A 15,498-nucleotide genomic window follows, 5' to 3' on the forward strand; every position below is an offset into this window, starting at 1 on the left:
CCCGTCCGGAACCTGATCCGCAAGAATCCGTGAGGAGCAGTTCGTTCATGACTACTGACGTTTCCGATCACGACACACAGGTGCGGCAACGCCCGCCGTCCCGGCGCGGCAATCGTGTCCTGCTCGCTGCCGGGCTCGGCGCCGCCCTGGCGTCCGTGGGCTGTCTCGGCCTCCTTCAGGCGGCCGACGGGGCATCGGTTCCCGCCCCGGTCGCGGCCCAACCGGCCGCCGAGGCCCACCCGATGGCCCAGGCGCAGGAGCAGCAACCCGCCGCGGCGGCTGCGGCCGACCACACCATGAAGATCGCGGACATGAAGTTCGCGCAGACCAAGATGACCGTCAAGGTCGGCGAGACCGTGAAGTGGGTCAACGAGGACACCGCTCCGCACACGGTCACCGCGACGAGCGGCCCCGCGAAGTTCGACTCCGGCACGATGGAGAAGGGCGACAGCTGGTCGTACACCTTCACGAAGCCGGGCACGTACGAGTACTACTGCGCCGTGCACCCCGACATGGTCGCGTCGATCACGGTGGAGGCGGACGACTCCGGGGGCTCGACGGGCGGCTCCGACACGGGTGGCTCCGGAACGGGTGGTTCGGGCAGCACAGGTGGTTCGGGCAGCACCGGCGGCTCGGACTCCGGAGGCTCGACCGGCGGCGCCGGCGGGGGCTCGACGGGCGGCTCGACGGGCGGCTCGACCGGAGGTTCGTCCGGCGGCTCGTCCGGGGGCCACGGGTCCGGCGGCTCCATGGGCGGCGCCACCGGCGGGTCCAGCGGTGGCACGGGCGGTGGCGACGACGGTGACGACGCCGGGCAGTGCCAGAGCGTTCAGCAGGTCCTCCTGCCCATCCTCCAGCACCTCAACAAGGCCCACTTGGAGGAGTCCCCCGGACAGCAGGTCCAGGACGCGCTGAAGCTCGACAGCTACATCAAGATGCACACGGTCTGGGTCGAGTCGATCCTCACGCCTGCCGTGGAAGGCGGCGGCACCGTCCTCGACGACACGCTCGGCGTCCTGCTCCAGCACGTCAACTCCGCCCACCTCGAGGAGTCCCCCGGCCAGCAGGTGGCGGACATCCTCAACCCCGACGCGTACGTCAAGATGCACACGGTCTGGGCCGAGCACCTTCTCGCACCGTCGATCAACTACGTCACGACCTCCTGCTGAACCGGGGTCGCCGACGAGGCGCGTGATGGCGGGCCGGCCGAATCGCAGTCGGCCGGCCCGCCACCGCGGCCATTGTCCCCGCACGACCTCTCCAATGCCATGCCCCTCCCTCGTGAACCGAGGTGCCCGCCATGAGCGCACACATGAGTACGCCCACCAGCACTCACCCGACCACGCGAACCCTTCCCACGCCGGACACCAGACCACCCGAACCGGGCCACCCGGCTTGGCTGCCGCGCCCCGGCACGTACACCGCCCCAGGCGACCGCTGCATCGTCGAACTCGCCACCTTTCTCGGCCCGTTGACCACTCTGCGCCGCCGCGTCACCGCCGACGAGGCGACCCTCACCGTCGCGCCGTCGCCCGACGACTGCGTGCTGGCCCTCAAGCTCACCGGTGACGCACTCGGCGGCGACACACTCACCTTCGTCGGCACCTCACTGGAACCGCACGCGAACGGCTCCCGGCTGCTCTTCCACGGCGAACTGGCCACGGCCGACCCGACCGTTCCGGGCGTCCCCGCGACACTGCCCCTGCGTGTCGTCACCCGCACCGACGACAGCCTGCTCGTCGTCGGAACCGCACGCGTCCCCCACCGCCATCTGCGCCGCACCACGGGCTTCGCCCTGTCCCGCATCCGCCCCGCAGACCAGCTGCGTCTGCTCGTCGCCGCGGAGTTCACATGCCCCGCCTGACCCACCGCGCCGTACGCCTCTCGCTCGCCACCCTGCTCAGCTCCGGCGCCCTCGTGTTCCTCCCCGCGCCCAGCGTGCACGCCGCGGGCCACCAAGTGCTCATGTCGGGCTACACGTTCGGGCCGCGTACGCTCACGATCCCCGTCGGCGACACCGTCACCTGGGTCAACCAGGACACCGCGCCGCACGACGTGAAGACCACCTCGGGACCGGCCCCGATCCACTCGCCGATGCTCGACAAGGGCGGCACCTGGAGCCATACGTTCACCACGGCGGGCTCGTACGGCTATGTCTGCACCGTGCACCCGGGAATGACCGGCGGCATCGTCGTCAAGGCCGCCGGGACGACCCGCGCCCCGGCTCCCAGCACTCCGCCCCCTGCGGCAGTCCACACCCATGAGCAGCACGGCCGGACACCCACCAAGACGTCGAGCCCGAGCCCCACGCACCGCGCCACGCACAGCTCGTCGCCCACACCGTCCGAGCACCACAGCAGCGCGGCCGCCGCACCGTCGGTCCCCGCATCCCCCACTCCGGAGACGGAAGCGGAGCAGACCCCCGCGACGCAGGCCGTCGGCGCCGCCCGTCCGCTCGATCCGCTGCTCGTCCTGGCCGGGATCGTCGCCGGGTTCGCCGTGCTCTGCCTGCTCTTGGTCGGCTCCCGTGCGGCGGCGACCGCCTCCGCACAGCCTCCCGAAGGGAAGTGATCACACCGCGCGGAACCGCCACCCGTGGTCGACCGGCCCGATCCCGTCGCCGAGCGCGAATCCCGCCGCGATGGCCCCGGTCACGTACTCCTTCGCCCGGCGCACCGCCTCCGGCACATCATGACCCCCGGCCAGGCCGACCGCGACCGCCGAGGCGAGGGTGCAGCCGGTGCCGTGGGTGTGGGCGTTGTCGTGGCGCGGCGAGCGCAGCCAGTGTTCGCTCGCGCCGTCGGTGAGCAGGTCGACCGCCTCGCCGGGCAGATGACCGCCCTTGACCAGCACCCAACGGGGGCCGTACGCGAGCAGTCGCTCGGCGGCGCGTCGCATGTCGGCCTCGGCGGTGTCCACCTCGACCGCCACGCCGGTGAGTTCGGCGACCTCGTCGAGGTTCGGGGTGACCACGGTCGCCACCGGCAGCAGCCGGTCGCGTACGGCGTCGACGGCGTCGTTGGCGAGCAGCCGGTCGCCGTGCTTGGAGACGCTGACGGGGTCCACGACCACGGGGGCCGGCGCCTCGGCCAGCAGCTCGGCGACCGTGACGACCATGTCGGGGTCGGCGAGCATTCCGGTCTTGAGCGCCTGCACACCGATGTCGTCGACGACGCTGCGGTACTGGGCGCGCACCGCCTCCAGCGGCAGGCTCCAAGCGCCCTGTACACCAAGGGAGTTCTGGGCCGTGACCGCGGTGAGCACGCTCATGCCGTGCGCGCCGAGGGCCAGCATCGTCTTGAGGTCGGCCTGGATCCCGGCGCCTCCGCCGGAGTCCGATCCGGCGATGGTCAGCACGCGGGGCGGCGCGACCGCGGGCGGCGTCTCGGTCATGCGGAGACATCCTTTCGGATACGGCTACGGGCCGGTGTACGGGTGTGGGTGTCCTGGCCGCCGGACCACGCGGCGGCGTAGGACCTGGCGGCGGCGCGGGGGTCGTCCGCGGCACAGATGCCGGACACGATCGCGGCCCCTGCCGCACCCGCGGCCCGCAGGTGCGGCAGGTCGGCGGAGCTGACACCGCCGATCGCCACGGCAGGCAGCTCGCTCAGCCGGACCAGCGCGGCGAAGCCGTCGCGGCCGAGGGGCTCGGGGGCGTCGGCCTTGGTGCGGGTGGCGTGCAGGGCGCCGATGCCGACGTGGTCGACGCGCGCGGCGGACGTCGCGGCGGCGTGCAGCTCGTCGGCGGTGGCCGCGCTCAGACCCAGCACGGCTTCGTCGCCGATGAGGTGGCGCACGGAGGTGGCGGGCAGGTCGGACTGGCCCACGTGGACACCCGTAACCCGTGCGCCGTGCGCCCGTGCGGCCAGGAACACGTCGACCCGGTCGTTGACGATCAGCGCGACATGGTCGGGCAGGATCTCGGCGACGTCCAGGACGGTCCGCAGGAACTCCCGGCCGCCCGCGTGCTTCTCCCGGATCTGCACAGCGGTGACGCCCCCGGCCACGGCCCGCTCGACGGTCTCGGCCACGCTCCGGCCGCGCGCCGCGCACTGGTCCGGGTCGGTGACGAGATAAACCGACAAGTCGACCTTCCCGTCCGCGGAATGAGTACGGGCCGTCATGACACGTCCGCCCGCACCGCCACGTCCTCCGGGGTCAGCGCGGCGAGCGCGTCCAGGAAGCCGACCGCGAAGCTGCCGGGTCCGGACGCCGCCCGCGCCGCGGACTCGGCGGCGATCGTGTACGCGGTGGAGGCGGCGACGGTCGTCGCGAACCGGTCCTCGTCCACCCCGGCGAACGCGGCCATCACCGCGCCGAGCGCGCAGCCGCCGCCGGTGACGCGGGTCAGCAGGGCGTCCCCGTTGGCGATCCGGGCGGCGCGCGTGCCGTCCGTGATGTAGTCCACGGGTCCCGACACGGCGACCACGCTGCCCGCGCGGCGGGCGAGCTCGGCGGCCGCGTCCTCGGCGTCGTCGACACCGTGGGAGGCGTCCACGCCCCGGCCGCCGCCGCCCGCGCCCGCGAGCGCGATGATCTCGGAGGCGTTGCCCCGGATCACGGTCGGCCGCAGCGCGAGCAGGTCGGCGGCGAGCGCCGTGCGCACGGGCAGCGCGCCGACGGCCACCGGGTCGAGGACCCACGGCGTGCCCGCCTCGGCCGCGGCCCGCGCCGCCTCGGGCATCGCGGCGCGCTGTTCGACGCGCGGGGTGCCGAGGTTGACCAGCACGCCGGAGGCGACGCGGGCGAAGGCCCCCGCCTCGTCCGGGATGTCGACCATGGCGGGCGCGGCGCCGACCGCGAGCAGGACGTTGGCGGTGAACCCGGTGACGACCGCGTTCGTCAGGCACTGCACCAGCGGTGCGTCGTTCTGTACGCGCCCGAGCGCCTGCGCCGCGAAGGCGACGAGGTCATCGGGGCGGCCGGGGGACGTCTGGGGCATGGGGTGACTCCAAGTACAGGAGGTGCGAGGTGCGAGGTACAGGGACTCGTACGGCGGGGGGGCAGGTCAGCCGCGTCGTCGCAGCCGCAGCGGCGCGTATACGGCGGCGGCCACGAGGAACGCCACGTAGTACGACACGTCCGCGCCGTGCAGCGCGTCGGCCACCGGGCCCACGTACAGGCTGGTGTCCATGAACGGGACCGCCGCGCCGAAGGCCGCCGCGAAGGCCAGCAGGGCGGGCCAGGCGGGCTGTCGTCGCTCGCGCTCGGCGGCGAGGTCGAGCGGTGCCCCGGCGCGCGCCCTGGCCCGCGCGCGCCAGTCGACCAGGACGATGGCGACGAATCCGGGGATCCAGTACCCGACGAACAGCAGCACATTCTGAAAGCGCGCGGTGGTGTCGGCAGCGTGCATCCACAGCACGAGCGGGAAGCCGAGCACGGCGGCGAGAGCCGCGGCCACGGGGCGCGGGATGCGCACGCCGATGGTCTGGAGGGCGAGTGAGCCGCTGTAGTCGTTCATGGCGTTGCTGCACAGCGCGGCGAGGGCCACGGCGAGCAGTCCGAACGCGCCGAGCGCTCCCCCGCCGAGGATCTTGTCGACGCCGGCCGCGGTCTGGTCGGTGAGCACGGAGGCGCCCCACAGGCCGAGGGCCTGGACGGCCGTGAACGACACCAGCAGGCCGAGCAGCGTGTACCAGAACATGCGCTTGCGGGAAGTGGCCGCGGGCAGGTAGCGGCTGAAGTCGCTGGCGTACGGCGCCCAGGACAGGCTGAGGCTGAGCGCGATGGTGCTGGTCAGGACGAACGCCCCGGCGCGGTCGGCGCCCAGTGCGGAGCCGTGGGCGGCGGGGTGCACGCCGTCGAGCATCCGCCAGGCGATGAGCGCGAAGGCGGCGCCGAGCACGAAGGTCATGACGATCTGCAGCCGGTGGATGGCCTCGTAGCCGAGGACGCCGAGGAGTCCCTGGGCGAGCAGCATGACGAGGACGCCGAGCCAGAACGGCCAGCCGAACAGCCGGGCCAGCGCGTCGCCGCCGAACAGGCCGATCAGCGCGTCCCAGGCGATGGACGACAGCCACTGGAGCACGCCCGGCAGTACGACGCCGCGCCCGAAGGCGAGCCCGGCCAGTGGCAACTGCCCGGCTCCGGTGCGGCTGCCCCACGTGCCCAGGTACGCGGTCGGTATCGCGCCGATCAGGGTGCCGAGCACGACGGCGGCGAGCGCGGTGGCGAAGTCGAGGCCGAGGGCGATGCCGACGGTGCCGGTGAAGACGCCGGTCATGGTCAGGTTCGGGGCGAACCAGACGGTGAACAGGCGCCCGGCCCCGCCATAGCGGTTGGCCTCGGGCACCGGTTCGATGCCGTGCCCCTCGATGCCGAGGTCGCCGGGTGCCGCGGGCATCCGCCCGTCGAAGGCGCCGCTCTCGCGGTCGGCAGGCAGGCCATTGGAAACATGCGCCACAGGCATGAGACATCCCTCCGCCAGTACGAACTGGTTCAGGTTCGACGGGTGTGTTCTCAGCCCTCTGGTGGGGGCACCCCGTGTCCGGTACGGCGGCCAGGGTAACGCGGTGGCTCGCACAGCCGCGCGGGCGGGTTCCGGTTCCGCCCGTACCGCGCGCGATACCCGGTCGGCAATGCGGAGCTCTGCGGCAGGTGGCCGACTTTTGTCGGTTTGCGGCGCCGCGGCGCGCTCATGCCGCGTGAGCCGGGGCCGGGGCCCCTTCGGGCTCTTCAGAAAATCGGGCTGAGTTCCATCGGTCACGGGGCAAACACCGCGCGGTCCTTGATCATCGCATCGAGTTAATGTCGCCGATTTCCCTTGGCCGGACGGCCCGGGCGGCCCTTACGGTGATGCAAGTTCTGGAGGCATTACCTCCGACATATTCGCCTTTCCTTCTTCTGTCCCGTTGTTACGAGCTTGAACGCTTTCGCCCGACCAAGGAGAGCTCACCCGATGACAGTTGACTCGACCACGCCGGAGACCGCCTCGGTGCCGCCCCAGCAGAAGAGTCTGGGCACGGCGGCCGCCCGCAATCTCGCCACCACGACCAAGTCCGCACCGCAGATGCAGGAGATCACCTCGCGGTGGCTGCTGCGCATGCTGCCCTGGGTGGAGACCAAGGGCGGCGTCTACCGGGTGAACCGCCGCCTGACCTACACCGTCGGCGACGGGACCATCGAGTTCATCCAGGACGGCGGCGACGTCCGGGTGATCCCCCGCGAACTCGGTGAACTGGCCCTGCTGCGCGGCTTCGACGACGTCGAGGTGCTCACCGCCATCGCCGACCGCTGCGTGCAGCGCGACTTCCGGGCCGGCGACACCCTGGTCGAGCGCGGGGCGCCCGCGGACAAGCTCCACCTCATCGCGCACGGCCGCGTCAGCCAGTTCTCCGAGGGCGAGTACGGCGACGAGGTCGCCCTCGACGTCCTCGCCGACGGCGACCGCTTCGGCGACCACGCTCTGCTGGACGAGGACGCCCGCTGGGAGCAGACCGCGGTCGCCGACACCTCGGGCACCCTGCTCACCCTCTCGCGCGCCGACTTCGCGTCCGTGCTGTCATCCGCACCGCAACTGCAGGAGCACGTGGACGAGTTCACCTCGCTCGCGGGCCGGGGTCAGAACCACCGCGGCGAGGCCGAGATCCCGATGTCGGCGGGGCACGTCGGCGAGCACGAACTGCCCGGCGCCTTCGTCGACTACGAGGCCAAACCGCGCGAGTACGAGCTGTCGGCGGCCCAGACGATCCTGCGGGTCCACACCAGGGTCGCGGACCTCTACAACGAGCCGATGAACCAGACCAAGGAGCAACTCAGGCTCACCATCGAGGCGTTGCGCGAACGCCAGGAGCACGAGCTGGTCAACAACCGGGAGTTCGGCCTGCTCCACAACGCCGACTTCAAGCAGCGCATCCAGCCGCACTCGGGCCCGCCGACCCCGGACGACCTGGACGAGCTGCTCTGCCGCCGCCGCGGCTCGAAGTTCTTCCTGGCGCACCCCCGCACGATCGCGGCGATGGGCCGCGAGTTCAACGCGCGGGGCCTGTACCCCGACCACGTGGACCTCGGCGGCCAGCAGGTCCCGGCCTGGCGCGGGGTGCCGATCCTGCCCTGCAACAAGATCCCGGTCACCAAGGAGCGGACCAGCTCGATCCTCGTCATGCGTACCGGCGAGGACAACCAGGGTGTCGTCGGCCTGCACCAGACGGGTCTGCCGGACGAGTACGAGCCGGGCCTGTCGGTGCGGTTCATGGGCATCGACGAGCAGGCCATCACCAAGTACCTCGTCAGCACCTACTACTCCGCCGCGATCCTCGTGCCGGACGCGGTCGGCGTGCTGGAGAACGTGCAGATCGGCCGCTGGCCCGGCAGGTAAGCGGGGCAGGACCGCAGCCGCCCACCCACCAAGGAGCCCTCAAGGAGACATGGATGCCCCCGCCCGAGCCGACACCTGTGCAGTCGAGCCTGCCGGAAGCGGCCTCCCGCTTCGGGGCGCAGGTCCTTGCCGACGCCGCTGCCCGCGCCCGTGACATCAGCGCTGCCACGGGCGGCCCGCCCCGCGCGCCCTCCGTCGCCGATGCCGTTTCCACCGTCGCCGAGGCTCCCGCGGTCGAGGCACCGGCGGCCGGAGTGCCTTCCGTGGACGCCGGTTTGGAGCGGGTGCTGCGCGGTCCGAGCGGGCTCGGCACGGCGGGCCTGCGGCTGACTCCGTGCGAGGAGCCGCCGACACACCGACCGGCGCCCGCGGATCCGGCGCCGGCGAAGGGCCGCCCCGTTCCCGGCCTGTACCACCACCCGGTGCCCGACCCTGACCCCGTACGGGTCGCGGAGGTCAGCCGCCGGATCAAGGACTGGGCGCTGGACGAGGTGAGCCTGTATCCCGACGACTGGGAGGAGGAGTTCGACGGGTTCTCCGTGGGCAGCTACATGGTCGGCTGTCACCCCGACGCACCCACGGTCGACCACGTCATGATCGCCACCCGGCTGATGATGGCCGAGAACGCGCTGGACGACTGCTACTGCGAGGACCACGGCGGCTCGCCCGTCGGCCTCGGCTCACGGCTCCTGCTGGCCCACACCACCCTCGACCCGCTGTACACGACGCAGGAGTACCAGCCGCAGTGGGCCGAGTCGCTCCACGCGGACGCGCCCCGGCGCGCCTACCGCTCCGCCATGGAGTACTTCGTCCGGGCGAGCAGTCCGTCCCAGGCCGACCGGTACCGGCACGACATGGCCCGCCTGCACATGGGATACCTCGCCGAGGCCGCCTGGTCCGAGCAGGACCACGTACCGGAGGTGTGGGAGTACCTGGCGATGCGCCAGTTCAACAACTTCCGCCCCTGCCCGACCATCACCGACACCGTCGGCGGCTACGAACTGCCGGCGGACCTGCATGCCCTGCCGGACATGCAGAAGGTCATCGCGCTCGCGGGCAACGCGACGACCATCGTCAACGACCTGTACTCCTACACGAAGGAACTCGACGCCCCTGGCCGGCACTTGAACCTGCCGGTCGTGATCGCCGAACGCGAGGACCTGTCCGACAAGGAGGCCTACCTCAAGTCGGTCGAGGTCCACAACGAACTCATGCACGCCTTCGAAACAGAGGCCGCGGCCCTGGCCGCCGCCTGCCCGCTCCCGAACGTCCAGCGCTTCCTGCGGGGCGTCGCGGCGTGGGTCGACGGCAACCACCAATGGCACCAGAACAACACGTACCGCTACAGCCTGCCGGACTTCTGGTAAGAGATGGGATTCATTCAGTGACCAGCACCGAACTCACCGCCACGGCTCCCAGCACCACCTCTCCGTTCATCCCCGAGCCTGCCACCCCCTACCAGGGCGACATCGCGCGCTACTGGGACGGCGAGGCCCGGCCGGTCAATCTGCGGCTCGGCGATGTCGACGGTCTGTACCACCACCACTACGGCATCGGCGAGGTCGACCGCGCCGCGCTCGGCGACCCCGCGGGCGACGCGAACGAGCAGAAGCTGATCGCCGAGCTGCACCGGCTCGAGTCGGCGCAGGCCGCCTACCTGCTCAGGCACCTCGGCGACATCGGGCGCGACGACACCGTGGTGGACGCCGGCTGCGGGCGCGGCGGCTCGATGGTGATGGCGCACCAGCACTTCGGGTGCCAGGTCGAGGGGGTCACGCTCTCGGCCAAGCAGGCCGACTTCGCCAACGGCCGGGCCGAGGAGCTCGGCATCCAGGACCACGTGCGGGCGCGCGTCTGCAACATGCTGTCCACCCCGTTCGAGACCGGGCAGATCTCGGCGTCGTGGAACAACGAGTCGACCATGTACGTCGACCTGCACGACCTGTTCGCCGAGCACTCCCGCATCCTGGAGGTCGGCGGCCGCTACGTGACCATCACGGGCTGCTGGAACCCGCGCTACGGCCAGCCCTCGAAGTGGGTGTCCCAGATCAACGCGCACTTCGAGTGCAACATCCACTCGCGCCGCGAGTACCTGCGCGCGATGGCCGACAACCGCCTCGTGCCGCAGGCCGTCATCGACCTCACCCCCGACACCCTGCCCTACTGGGAGCTGCGGGCCACGTCGTCGCTCGTCACGGGGATCGAGGACGCGTTCATCAACTCGTACAGGGACGGCTCGTTCCAGTACGTGCTGATCGCGGCCGACCGGGTCTGACCGTCGACCGACCATCCGAGGCGGGGCCGTTCGTGAACGGTCCCGCCTCCCTCGGCGTCGACCCGCGCCGCACCTGTGCCATTATCCGTCGACGGCGGACCGCCCTGGGGAGGGGCGTGCTGCCACGGAAACCGCACGGCACAAGGGGATTTCAGGGTGAATTCGGGTGGGGATCAGAGCGGTTCGTCGTTGTCGGACGAGGATTGGGAGCGTTTCCTCCAGGAGTCCGAGGACGGTGTGAAGGACGCACCGAAGGAGCCGTCGGCGCGCGCCCGCATGGTGACGCGCCGCTTGCGGGAGGAGGACGCCCGGGTCGAGGCGTGGCGTGCGCACCATCCGCCGCGGCGGCCCCGGCGCAGGGGTGGCTGGTACGCGCTCGGCCTGGCGGCGGCGCTGGCCCTGCTGATCGTGGCGCTCTCCCCGACACGCGTGACGAACTGGCTCCGGGGCGGCTCCGCCGACGAGGCGACACCGCTCACCACGGAGAGCGTCCGCCCCACGGCGCCGCCGGGCGAGGCGACCGGCACCCCGACGCTGTCGGAACCCTTCGCCGGATCCCCCGCCGCACGCTGGGCCGACGGGGCGGCAGGGATCGACGTGCCCCCGGCCCGGGCCACTGGCTGGATGACCACAACACAGGTCGCGCAGTCACTGTCCCGCTCCCGCGACTTCCTGACGGCCTCCAGCCTGGACCCCGCGGTACTGCGCGGCGAACGCCCCACCGAGGCCATCGCCCTCATCAACCCCCACCAGCCGAAGGAAGCCACCTTCCTCAACACGTCACTCACCTCGCCGAGCGAGAAGTACAACCCCCTCGTACTGTTCAGCCGCTTCGACACGGCGAAGGTGAAACTGGTCGGCGACGTGGTCAAGACCCGCGGCCGCATCACGTACGCCGAGGGCGACAAAGGCGCCCTGAAGGTGACCACGGACGTCACCTACGTCTACCCGGTGGTGCGCGCGGAGGCGGGCGACGACCGTAGTGTCACGCGCGTCATCGTCCGCCGCGAAGTGGTGATGAACTGGCCCGACCCGGCAAAAATAGTCACCGAGCCGGGCACCTTCTCGGTCGTCTCGAACCGCGTGAACACCACCAACGTCGGCTGCGAGACCTACACCGGCTACCTCACCCCGTCCTTCACCGAGGAAGGCACCTCCGGCGACGGCCCCGTACTCGACCCGTACGACCGGAGCACCACGCTGAAGGACCAGATGGGCGACGCCGGGGACGACAAGTGCGGGACGGCGACGCGGTCGTGACCCGAGGGCCGCACCTGTGACCGGCTGTCACGGGTGGCGGGTCATTCCGCCGCGTCGCGCACCAGCAGTGCGATCTGCACCCGGTTCTCGACCGCCAGCTTGGTGAAGAGGCTGCTGGTGTGGGCCTTTACGGTCGCGATGCTGATGTGGAGGCGCTTGGCGATCTCGGGGTTGCCGAGGCCGTCCGCGATGGCGCGGGCCGTGTCGAGTTCGCGGTCGGTCAGGGCCGAGAGGCGTTTGCGTGCGGCGTCGCGGGACGTATTGCGGGTGTCGGAGGACTGCGGGCCCGTGGCCGCGGCGATGACCCGCGCGGTGGCTTCCGGGGAGAGTACGGGGTTGCCGTCCGCGACCGTGCGGACGGCGTCGGCGATCCGGGCCGGCGGGGTGTCCTTGAGGACGAAGCCGAGCGCCCCGGCGCGCAGGGTGCCGAGCACCAGGTCGTCGGAGTCGAACGTGGTGAGCATGAGCACCCGCGGCGGTGTCTCCTTGGCGAGGACCTCACGCGTCGCACTGAGGCCGTCGCGGCCCGGCATCCGTACGTCCATGAGCACGACGTCGGGCCGGTGTTCGTCCACCGCGCCGATCGCGGCGTCCCCGTCGGCGGCCTCCGCGACGACGGTCAGGTCCGGTTCACCGTCGATGATGAGGCGTAGCGCCATCCGTACCAGCTGGTCGTCGTCGACGATGGCGACGCGCACGGCACGTCCCGGATCCCGCTCGCTGTCCACGCGCGCTCATTTCTCGTAGGGGGCGTGGGGCCAGGGTAGTTGGGCGGTGAGCACATATCCGTCGTCGGACGTCGCGCGGTGGTCGAGTCGTCCACCGGCGAGGGTGACGCGCTCGCCGAGGCCGAGCAGGCCGTAGCCGGACGACGGTGTCCTGACCGTGCGGCCCGAGCCCGCGGAGTTGCGGACGCCGACGTGGAGTTCGCCGCCTTCCGTTCCCTCGATGGTGACGTGCACGTCCGCGCCGGGGGCGTGCTTGGCCGCGTTGGTCAGTCCCTCCTGGACGATCCGGTAGCAGGTGCGGCCGACCGTTTCCGAGGGTGTGCCCGTCACGGTGGTGGTGAGCGTGACATCGAGTCCCGATGTACGGGCTTCTTCGACCAGTGCGGGCACGCCGTCGAGGGAGGGCTGTGGGGCCTCTGGGCGGTCCGGGTCGGCGCGGAGCACGCCGAGGACGTCGCGCAGTTCCTCCAGCGCGTGGTGGGAGCCGTCGGCGATGCCGCGGACCAGCATGCGGTGTTCCTCGGGCTGGAGGTCGGCGCGGTGGTCGAGGACTCCGGCCTGCATGGCGACGAGGGAGATCCGGTGTGCCAGTACGTCGTGCATCTCGCGGGCGATCCGGTTGCGCTCCTGGGCCCGTACCTGGGCCGCGCGCGCCGTCTGTTCCCGCTCCAGGCTCGCGGCCCGCTCCCGCAGCGACTGTACCTCCGCGCGCCGCGCTCCGACGGCCGTGCCGACGGCCACCGCGATGCCCGCGGTCAGCGTCGGAATCAGCAGTTGGAGCCAGGCCGGGCCGGTCGCGCTGTCCACCGGGTAGAACTGGACGGCGATCGTGGACGCGGCCACGTAGAGCACGATGGCGGCGCCGGTCTCCACCCGGCGGCGGCGCGTGGCGAGCGAGGCCAGCGCCAGGAGCGCGGCGCCGGTGGCGAGTCCCGAGGTGGTCGAGGCGGCCACGACCGTCAGGGCCACGGTGCGCGGGAACCGGCGCCGCCACAGCAGCAGGACCAGGCAGGCGAGCGCCACCAGCGGGTCCCAGGTGCTGAACCAGGAGCCCGTCTCGGCCGCCTCTCCGGGCGCCATCAGCACACCCGTGGAGAGCCATACCGGGATGCCCACCGCCACCGCGGCCGCCAGCCGCCAGGCCTGCTCCCACCATGCGAGCGGCGGCGCTGCGTCCGTGTTCATGCCGCCATTGTCGCGAGGACGTACGGGCCCGCGCAGCCGCCCAAGGTCTGGCGCACCCCCTACGCAGGTCGAAGCACCACCCCGACCTCGGTCGAAGACGGGTCGGGACGGCGGGCCGATGTGCCGGGAGCGCCCGCTGAACAGACTCGTTCACATGCGGCCCGACAGCTGCCGCCCCGCATCGGAGGAGACACCACACATGCACAGGAAGACGAAGACACTTTCGCTCGGCCTCGCCGCATCGGCGGTGGCGGCCACGACCCTCACCGGTGTGTCACTGGCGGCGACGCCGGACACCGCCCGGGCGACGTCCGGCAGCACCCTGCGATGGAGTCCGTGCGCCAAGAAGTCGGAGAAGTCCGAGACCCCCGAGGGGGCGAAGAAGTCCGGCGACGACCCCGCCTCCCGGCTCGAGTGCGCGACGCTCCAAGTCCCTCTGGACTACCGGGATCCGGACGGCCGGCAGATCGACATCGCCGTCTCCCGGCTGGCGAGCGAGAAGCCCTCGAAGCGGCGCGGCATCATGCTGGTGAATCCGGGCGGCCCCGGCATCTCGGGGATCGGCTACCCGTACACGCTCGCCACGACGGGGCTGCCGCAGGAGGTGCAGGACTCGTACGACCTGATCGGTTTCGACCCGCGCGGCGTCGGCCGCAGCACCCGGGTGACCTGCGACCTCACGGAGGAGCAGCAGGCGCACGGCAACATTCCGCCGTACGCGCACAACGCGGCCGACGTCGCCAGGGAGGCGGCTCACGCGCGGACCGTCGCCGAGCAGTGCGCCACCTCGAACACGTCGGGGTTGCTGCCGCACATCACCACCGCGAACTCCGCGCGCGACATGGACCGGATCAGGGCGGCGCTGGGCGAGTCGCAGATCTCGTATCTCGGCGCCTCCTACGGCACCCAGCTCGGTTCGGTGTACACGACGCTGTTCCCGCGGCGCGACGACCGGATCGTGCTCGACAGCAACCTGGGTCCTGGCGGTTACGACGTCACGGGCATGCGGATGCTCGCGCGCGGCATGGAGGACCGGTTCCCGGACTTCGCGGCGTTCGCCGCCGCGCACCCCGAGTACGGTCTGGGCGACACACCGCGGCAAGTGACCGAGAAGTTCGACGAGTTGGCACGGCGGCTCGACGAGAAGCCGGTCCAGGGCTACGACGGCACGGTGTTCCGCGGGAAGACGCTCGACAGCCTCTACACCGACGCGAGCCTGGCCACGCTGGCCAAGACCTGGCAGGCCCTCGACACGGGCGAGCCGCTGCCCGACGAACCGGCGATGCCGAACTTCGAGAACTTCATGGCCGCCCGCTTCCACACGATCTGCAACGACAGCCGCTGGCCGCGGTCGATCGGCGCGTACCAGCGCAACGCCGCGATCGACCGAGTGCTGTACCCGAAGCTGGGCGGCTCCACGGCAAGCATCGGCCCCTGCGCCTTCTGGCCGGACGAGCGGACCGAGCCGCCGGTACGCATCGGTGACAAGGGCCCGTCGAACGTGCTCATGGTGCAGAACGAGCGGGACCCCGGTACGCCGCTGGCCGGCGCCGAGAAGCTGCGTCGGGCCTTCGGACACCGGGCCGTCATGGTGACGGCCGACCAGGGCGGACACGGCGTCTACCCGTCCGGCACCAACACCTGCGCGAACGACGCGGTGACGACGTATCTCACCGCCGGAAAGCGGCCGTCGAAGGACCGCCACTGCGCGGCGGAACAGCCGACCAAGTAAC

Annotated in this window: 14 protein-coding genes and 1 riboswitch; of the genes, 8 read left to right on the forward strand and 6 right to left on the reverse strand. The window is 71.7% G+C overall.

Annotated features, from left to right (window positions below):
* Window positions 1-47: 47 nt before the first annotated feature.
* The 3 genes from ACY34M_RS25150 to ACY34M_RS25160 all read left to right on the forward strand — a co-directional run bounded on the left by ACY34M_RS25150 (window position 48) and on the right by ACY34M_RS25160 (window position 2,571).
* A complete protein-coding gene (locus ACY34M_RS25150; protein ID WP_462720561.1) occupies window positions 48-1,169 on the forward strand; it encodes a cupredoxin domain-containing protein in 1,122 nt (373 codons plus the stop codon).
* A gap of 131 nt (window positions 1,170-1,300) precedes the next feature.
* Window positions 1,301-1,864, forward strand: coding sequence for a hypothetical protein (locus ACY34M_RS25155; protein ID WP_462720562.1), 564 nt, complete (start codon window positions 1,301-1,303; stop codon window positions 1,862-1,864).
* Window positions 1,852-2,571, forward strand: coding sequence for a cupredoxin domain-containing protein (locus ACY34M_RS25160; protein ID WP_462720563.1), 720 nt, complete (start codon window positions 1,852-1,854; stop codon window positions 2,569-2,571). The genes ACY34M_RS25155 and ACY34M_RS25160 overlap by 13 nt, the downstream gene beginning before the upstream one ends.
* On the opposite strand, the gene thiD is transcribed toward ACY34M_RS25160, so the two are convergent.
* The 4 genes from thiD to ACY34M_RS25180 form a co-directional block, all read right to left on the reverse strand.
* On the reverse strand, window positions 2,572-3,393 hold the full coding sequence (thiD, locus tag ACY34M_RS25165; RefSeq protein ID WP_462720564.1) for a bifunctional hydroxymethylpyrimidine kinase/phosphomethylpyrimidine kinase: 822 nt from the start codon (window positions 3,391-3,393) through the stop codon (window positions 2,572-2,574).
* Entirely contained in the window at window positions 3,390-4,124 is a 735-nt protein-coding gene (gene thiE, locus ACY34M_RS25170) for a thiamine phosphate synthase (RefSeq protein ID WP_462720565.1), read from the reverse strand. The genes thiD and thiE overlap by 4 nt, the downstream gene beginning before the upstream one ends.
* Window positions 4,121-4,942, reverse strand: coding sequence for a hydroxyethylthiazole kinase (gene thiM, locus ACY34M_RS25175; RefSeq protein ID WP_462720566.1), 822 nt, complete (start codon window positions 4,940-4,942; stop codon window positions 4,121-4,123). The genes thiE and thiM overlap by 4 nt, the downstream gene beginning before the upstream one ends.
* 66 nt (window positions 4,943-5,008) lie before the next feature.
* Complete coding sequence (locus ACY34M_RS25180) at window positions 5,009-6,409, reverse strand: purine-cytosine permease family protein (protein WP_462720567.1); 1,401 nt, start codon at window positions 6,407-6,409, stop codon at window positions 5,009-5,011.
* Window positions 6,399-6,494: riboswitch (TPP riboswitch) on the reverse strand. (Overlaps the previous gene by 11 nt.)
* A gap of 404 nt (window positions 6,495-6,898) precedes the next feature.
* Between ACY34M_RS25180 and ACY34M_RS25185 the strand changes: the two genes are divergently transcribed.
* From ACY34M_RS25185 to ACY34M_RS25200, 4 genes are all read left to right on the forward strand, one after another.
* Window positions 6,899-8,317: a family 2B encapsulin nanocompartment shell protein gene (locus tag ACY34M_RS25185; protein WP_462720568.1), complete on the forward strand. Its 1,419-nt coding sequence runs from the start codon at window positions 6,899-6,901 to the stop codon at window positions 8,315-8,317.
* Between the two features lie 53 nt (window positions 8,318-8,370).
* Entirely contained in the window at window positions 8,371-9,684 is a 1,314-nt protein-coding gene (locus ACY34M_RS25190; protein WP_462720569.1) for a family 2 encapsulin nanocompartment cargo protein terpene cyclase, read from the forward strand.
* Between the two features lie 17 nt (window positions 9,685-9,701).
* Entirely contained in the window at window positions 9,702-10,592 is an 891-nt protein-coding gene (locus ACY34M_RS25195) for a geranyl diphosphate 2-C-methyltransferase (protein ID WP_462720570.1), read from the forward strand.
* A 189-nt stretch (window positions 10,593-10,781) separates the two neighbouring features.
* A complete protein-coding gene (locus tag ACY34M_RS25200; RefSeq protein WP_462720571.1) occupies window positions 10,782-11,852 on the forward strand; it encodes a hypothetical protein in 1,071 nt (356 codons plus the stop codon).
* A gap of 41 nt (window positions 11,853-11,893) precedes the next feature.
* Here the strand turns inward: ACY34M_RS25200 and ACY34M_RS25205 are convergent, their stop codons facing one another.
* Together ACY34M_RS25205 and ACY34M_RS25210 are read right to left on the reverse strand one after the other, a co-directional pair.
* On the reverse strand, window positions 11,894-12,580 hold the full coding sequence (locus ACY34M_RS25205; protein WP_462720572.1) for a response regulator transcription factor: 687 nt from the start codon (window positions 12,578-12,580) through the stop codon (window positions 11,894-11,896).
* A gap of 6 nt (window positions 12,581-12,586) precedes the next feature.
* Window positions 12,587-13,765, reverse strand: a complete 1,179-nt coding sequence (locus tag ACY34M_RS25210) for a sensor histidine kinase (protein ID WP_462720573.1) — start codon at window positions 13,763-13,765, stop codon at window positions 12,587-12,589.
* A 199-nt stretch (window positions 13,766-13,964) separates the two neighbouring features.
* Here ACY34M_RS25210 and ACY34M_RS25215 point away from each other — a divergent pair, with 199 nt between their 5' ends.
* Entirely contained in the window at window positions 13,965-15,497 is a 1,533-nt protein-coding gene (locus ACY34M_RS25215) for an alpha/beta hydrolase (RefSeq protein ID WP_462720574.1), read from the forward strand.
* The last annotated feature ends 1 nt before the right edge of the window (window position 15,498 follow it).

It is taken from the genome of Streptomyces sp. EDA2-14, assembly GCF_054963755.1.